We start from the raw sequence: 4,237 nt of genomic DNA, 5'->3' as shown, positions 1-4,237 counted from the left end.
GCCGGTCCACCAGGCGTAGTGCTGGGCGGCGGTCCGGGCGGCCGGCGGGGCGGTGGCGGACGGGAAGGCCGTACCGGCGGAGGCGGCCGTACCGGCCGGAGCGGGGGTGGGGAGGGCGGCCCCGGCACCGGACGCGGAGACCTCGCGCGAAGCCCTGGCCCCCGGCACCGCGGCCGCGGGCGGGGCCTCGGCGCGCTGCTGGGCCAGCAGGTGCGGCGGCAGCAGGACCACCACACCGGTGCCGCCCCGGGAGGAGGGCCGGTAGCTCACGGAGATGCCGTACTTGTGGGCCAGCAGTCCCACCACGGCCAGGCCGAGCCGGGTGCCCTGGAGGTGGGCGAGGTCGGTCGACTCGCCGGAGACCGCCTTCTCCGCGCGGCGCATCGCCGCGTCGGACATGCGCAGCCCGCTGTCCTCGATGGTGACCACGAGGCCCGCGGTGCGCTCCTCGACGTAGACGTTGACCTCGTCGATGGGCGGGGAGAAGTTCGCCGCGTTGTCGATGAGCTCCGCGAGCAGGTGCATCACGCCCTCGGCGGCGAACCCGGCGATCGCGGTGCCGCTGGCGCAGTGCATGCGGACCCGCTGGTAGGCGGCGATGCGTCCCACCGCGCCGCGCAGGATGCTCTCCATGACGATCGGCTTGTTCCAGGCCCGGCTGGCGCGTCCGCCCATCAGCAGGGCGAGGCGGTCGGTGAGCAGTCCGATCTGCGAGGTGCTGTGGTCCAGCCTGAGGAGGTCGCCGAAGACCTCCTCGCCGTGGCGTTCCTGCATCTCGCGCAGGTCCGCCAGCATGCCCACGGCCGCCGCCTGCACCCGGCTGAGGGCCTTGGTGCCGGCCGTCCGGGCGGCGGCGGACCGCCGCTCGCTGGTCGCGTACTCGCGGATCACGAACTCCGTCAGGGCGGCCAGCCGCTCGTCCTCGGGACGCGGCACCCCCGCCAGGGTCGTGCCCGCCGAGGCGCCGCCGCGCAGCCGCGCGAAGGCCCCGGGCAGGACGGTGGTGAGAAGGCCGTCCACCCCCTCCGCCAGCTCCCGGGCCTGCCGGGCCGCCTCGTCCCGCCCTGCCTGCGCGGACAGCCGCTGCCCGGTGGCGGAGGAGACCTCGTGCGCGAAGGCGTGGAGGAGCCGCCGCAGCGCCGGGTCCTCCGGGACGGGCATTCCGGCCAGCGCGTCCTCCGCCCGCGCGCCGGTCCGCAGCCGCTCGGCGACCGCGGGCAGCACGGAGTCGGCCAGGTGCGCGGTGTGCGCCTGCCGGTACTCGGCCTGCCCGCGCAGCGCCGCGGCCTCGGCCGCCGCGTTCGCGGCGGCGGTGGCCGTCCGCCGCACCGTCAGGAGGACTGCAAGGAAGGCCGCGACGGCCACGGCTCCGGCCACCGCGACCACCCCCAGCACCCAGGGGCGCGTGCTGTCGGGGGCCGCGGCGGCGCCCGCCGCACCACCCGCGACGAGTGCCGTCAGGCAGACGGCGAGTAAGGCGAGGGGCAGGCGTCCTCCGGGCACTCGGTGCTGGCCGGGGGCGGCAGGATCTGACATCGCGCAATCCCTGTGGCTGTGTGGGGGCGGGTGATGCGGTTCGGAAGACAAACGACGGCCGAAAGCCCGCTGGAAGAAGGGAAGTTGCCTTCTCATGCGATTGCCTTCGTCATAGTAACCATGCACCGCCCAGCACGTGTGCCGAGCCGGTGGGGAGACGCCGGGGCCGTTCCGCCGCCGTGGGGCCGGACGCCTCCCGGCCCCTCCCCCGCCGGGCCCGGGATCCGAGTCCCGCGTGCGGTGTGCGTGCCGGGCATGATGGAGCACGACCACGACCTTCCCGGGGGAACCATGCGCTTACGCGGTACGGCCGCCGTCCTGCCGATCGTCGCCGCCGTCCTGCTTCTGGCCGCCGCGTGCGGCGGCGGGGACGACGGCGGTCCGGGCGGCGGCGAGGGGCCGCCACCCTCCTCCGCACCGTCCCGGCCCCCCTCTCCCGGTCCCGCGGACGTCGCCGCGCTGGAGAAGGCGGTGGGCCGCTACGTCGACGCCTACTTCGAGCCGGACGCCGGGGCCGTGTACGCCATGTACTCCGCCCGCTGCCGGCGGGAGGTGACCGAGGAGGCCGTCGCCGAGACCCTGGAGCGGGCGGCCGAGGCGAACACCGAGGGCAGGCGGTACGCCCTGGAGCGGTTCTCCGCCGAGGAGTCCTGGGGCGAGGACACCGCGTACGTGACGTACGGCGTGGGCGGCGAGCCGAGGTTCGACCACAGGAAGCAGCAGTGGGTCCGCGAGGAGGGCGGCTGGCGGTACGACGGCTGCTGAGCCGGCTCCCGTTGCGGCGCCCGCCGGGCCCGGGGCCCCGGTCCGCCCCCGGGGCCGTCCCCGGCCACCCCCGTGACGCGGCCGGGGACGGAGATCACCGCAGGGGGCCGGTCACGTCGTTGCGCGCCAGGACGGTGCCGTCGGGGCCGTACGCCGTCACGGTGGCGCGGGTGCCGGGCCCGGTGCCGCCCGCGTCGACGTGGTACACGCCCCAGCCCGGGTCACCGGGCAGCCGCACCATCCCCGCCTCCCAGGTGCGGCCGCCCGCCGTGACCGTGATGCGGGCCGGCTCGGTCTCCGTGCGGTAGGCGCCCGTGAGGAGGACGCCCCCGCCCGGGGAGGAGCTGTGGCCGAAGCTGAGGCTCCCGGCGCGGAGGCTGTCGCCCACCACGCCCCTGGCGGCCTCGACGCTCTCGCGGAAGTCCTCCGGACCGCCCCAGGCCACCACGTAGTTCTGCCTCCCCTCCGGCAGCAGACCCAGCAGCGCGCCCTGACCGATCTCCACCGGCTCGTACGGCTCCACCACCCGCACCCCCGGCAGCGTCTCGGAGGGCGCGGACGGCACGGAGGGCGCGGGGGAGGCGGCCTGCGGTGCGGCCGGGGCGGGGCCGGAGGGGGCCAGGAGGGGCGGCAGGAGGACGCCGCCGGCCAGGCAGGCCAGCACGGCGGCGGCCGCCGCGCCTGCGGCCGCCCGGCGGCGCCGCGCCAGGCGGCGGCCCTCGCGCACCAGGGCCTCCACCGGCGGCGGGCCCGCGATCAGGGTGCCCGCCTCGCGGCGCATGGCCTCCGCGAGGCGGGCGGCCCCGGTCTCGGCCCCCGTACCGGCTCCGGTCCCGGCCTCGTCGTCCACCGGCACGGCCTCCTCTCCCCTCCGGCCCGGCCCGCCGTCCGCCGGCACGTTCCCGCTCATCGGTTCACCACCGCCGCCCTGTCGCGTCCCATGCCCAGGACGGCGCCGTCCCGGCGGAGCCTGGCCAGGGCCCGGGCGGTGTGGCTGCGGACCGTACCGACTCCGGTGCCCAGCACGGCCGCCACCTCGCTCTCGCTGCGGTCCTCCAGGAAGCGCAGCACCACCACCGCTCGCTGCCGCGCCGGCAGCCGGCCCAGGGCCTCCATCAGCAGGCTGCGGTCGACGATCTGGTCGGCCCGGTCCGCGGTCTGCCGTTCGGGGAACCGGGTGGTCAGCCACTCCCGGACCTTCAGTCTGCGCAGCCGGTCCGCATTGGCGTTGATCATGATGCGCCAGACGTAGGCGTCCGGGTCCCCGGCGCGCTGCACACGCTCCCATCCGGTGTACGCCTTCGCCAGCGCCACCTGCGCCAGGTCCTCGGCGTCGTGGTGGTTGCCGGTGAGGAGGTACGCGGTCCGGAGCATGCGCGGCCACCGGTCGGCCACGTACTGCCGGTATTCCGCTTCCGCGCTCGTCTTCAAACGGGTGCCTCGGTTCGCCGTGGGGCCGCCGCCGGACCGGGTCGGAACCCGGCCCGGCGGCGTGCGTCCGTGGTCTCGTTGCGTGTGACGGCCGGTGGACTACGGCGTGCGGGGGGACGTCATCGTCAGGGTGTCGATGACGTCCCCGCCGGGCGTGTAGGCGGTGACGACGACGTCCGAGGAGAGGGCGTCGGTGCGGCCCGCGTCGAGGTGGTAGACGCCCCAGCCCGGGTCGCCGGGCAGCCGCACCATCTGCGCGTCGAAGGTGCCGTCGGCGGTGCGGACGGTGATCCGGCCCGGCACGACGTCCGTACGGAACGCCCCGGTGAACAGCACCTCGCCGTCGGAGGAGGAGTAGCCGCCGCTGACGGTGTTGGGGCGGAGGCTGTCGCCCACCACGCCCCTGGCGGCCTCGACGCTCTCGCGGAAGTCCTCCGGACCGCCCCAGGCCACCACGTAGTTCTGCCTCCCCTCCGGCAGCAGACCCAGCAGCGCGCCCTGACCG

At 76.5% G+C, this 4,237-nt stretch carries 4 protein-coding genes and 1 pseudogene; 1 reads left to right on the top strand and 4 read right to left on the bottom strand.

The genetic code is table 11. The features are described 5' to 3' along the window. Nucleotides 1–1,536: sensor histidine kinase (locus ACLIYP_RS29415; protein ID WP_412716129.1), on the bottom strand; the 1,536-nt coding region annotated here is incomplete at its 3' end. A gap of 291 nt (nucleotides 1,537–1,827) precedes the next feature. On the opposite strand from ACLIYP_RS29415, the gene ACLIYP_RS29410 reads away from it, so the two are divergent. Further along, nucleotides 1,828–2,301, top strand: a complete 474-nt coding sequence (locus tag ACLIYP_RS29410; RefSeq protein ID WP_412716128.1) for a hypothetical protein — start codon at nucleotides 1,828–1,830, stop codon at nucleotides 2,299–2,301. A gap of 94 nt (nucleotides 2,302–2,395) precedes the next feature. Here ACLIYP_RS29410 and ACLIYP_RS29405 read toward each other — a convergent pair whose 3' ends face one another. The 3 genes and pseudogenes from ACLIYP_RS29405 to ACLIYP_RS29395 all read right to left on the bottom strand — a co-directional run. Further along, nucleotides 2,396–3,211, bottom strand: a complete 816-nt coding sequence (locus ACLIYP_RS29405; RefSeq protein ID WP_412716127.1) for a hypothetical protein — start codon at nucleotides 3,209–3,211, stop codon at nucleotides 2,396–2,398. Further along, on the bottom strand, nucleotides 3,208–3,732 hold the full coding sequence (locus ACLIYP_RS29400) for a SigE family RNA polymerase sigma factor (RefSeq protein WP_412716126.1): 525 nt from the start codon (nucleotides 3,730–3,732) through the stop codon (nucleotides 3,208–3,210). Before ACLIYP_RS29400 ends, ACLIYP_RS29405 begins: the two co-directional genes overlap by 4 nt. A gap of 99 nt (nucleotides 3,733–3,831) precedes the next feature. Next, a pseudogene (locus ACLIYP_RS29395) lies at nucleotides 3,832–4,237 on the bottom strand (hypothetical protein); the annotation flags it as partial.

Source organism: Streptomyces nanhaiensis (genome assembly GCF_046614825.1).
GTDB lineage: Bacteria > Actinomycetota > Actinomycetes > Streptomycetales > Streptomycetaceae > Streptomyces > Streptomyces radiopugnans.
This window is presented reverse-complemented; position numbering and strand designations above follow the sequence as displayed.

Excerpts from the sequence above, each read along its gene's own strand:
- ACLIYP_RS29410 (WP_412716128.1), top strand. The coding sequence starts at position 1,828 with ATGCGCTTACGCGGTACGGCCGCCGTCCTGCCGATCGTCGCCGCCGTC.
- ACLIYP_RS29405 (WP_412716127.1), bottom strand. The coding sequence starts at position 3,211 with ATGAGCGGGAACGTGCCGGCGGACGGCGGGCCGGGCCGGAGGGGAGAG.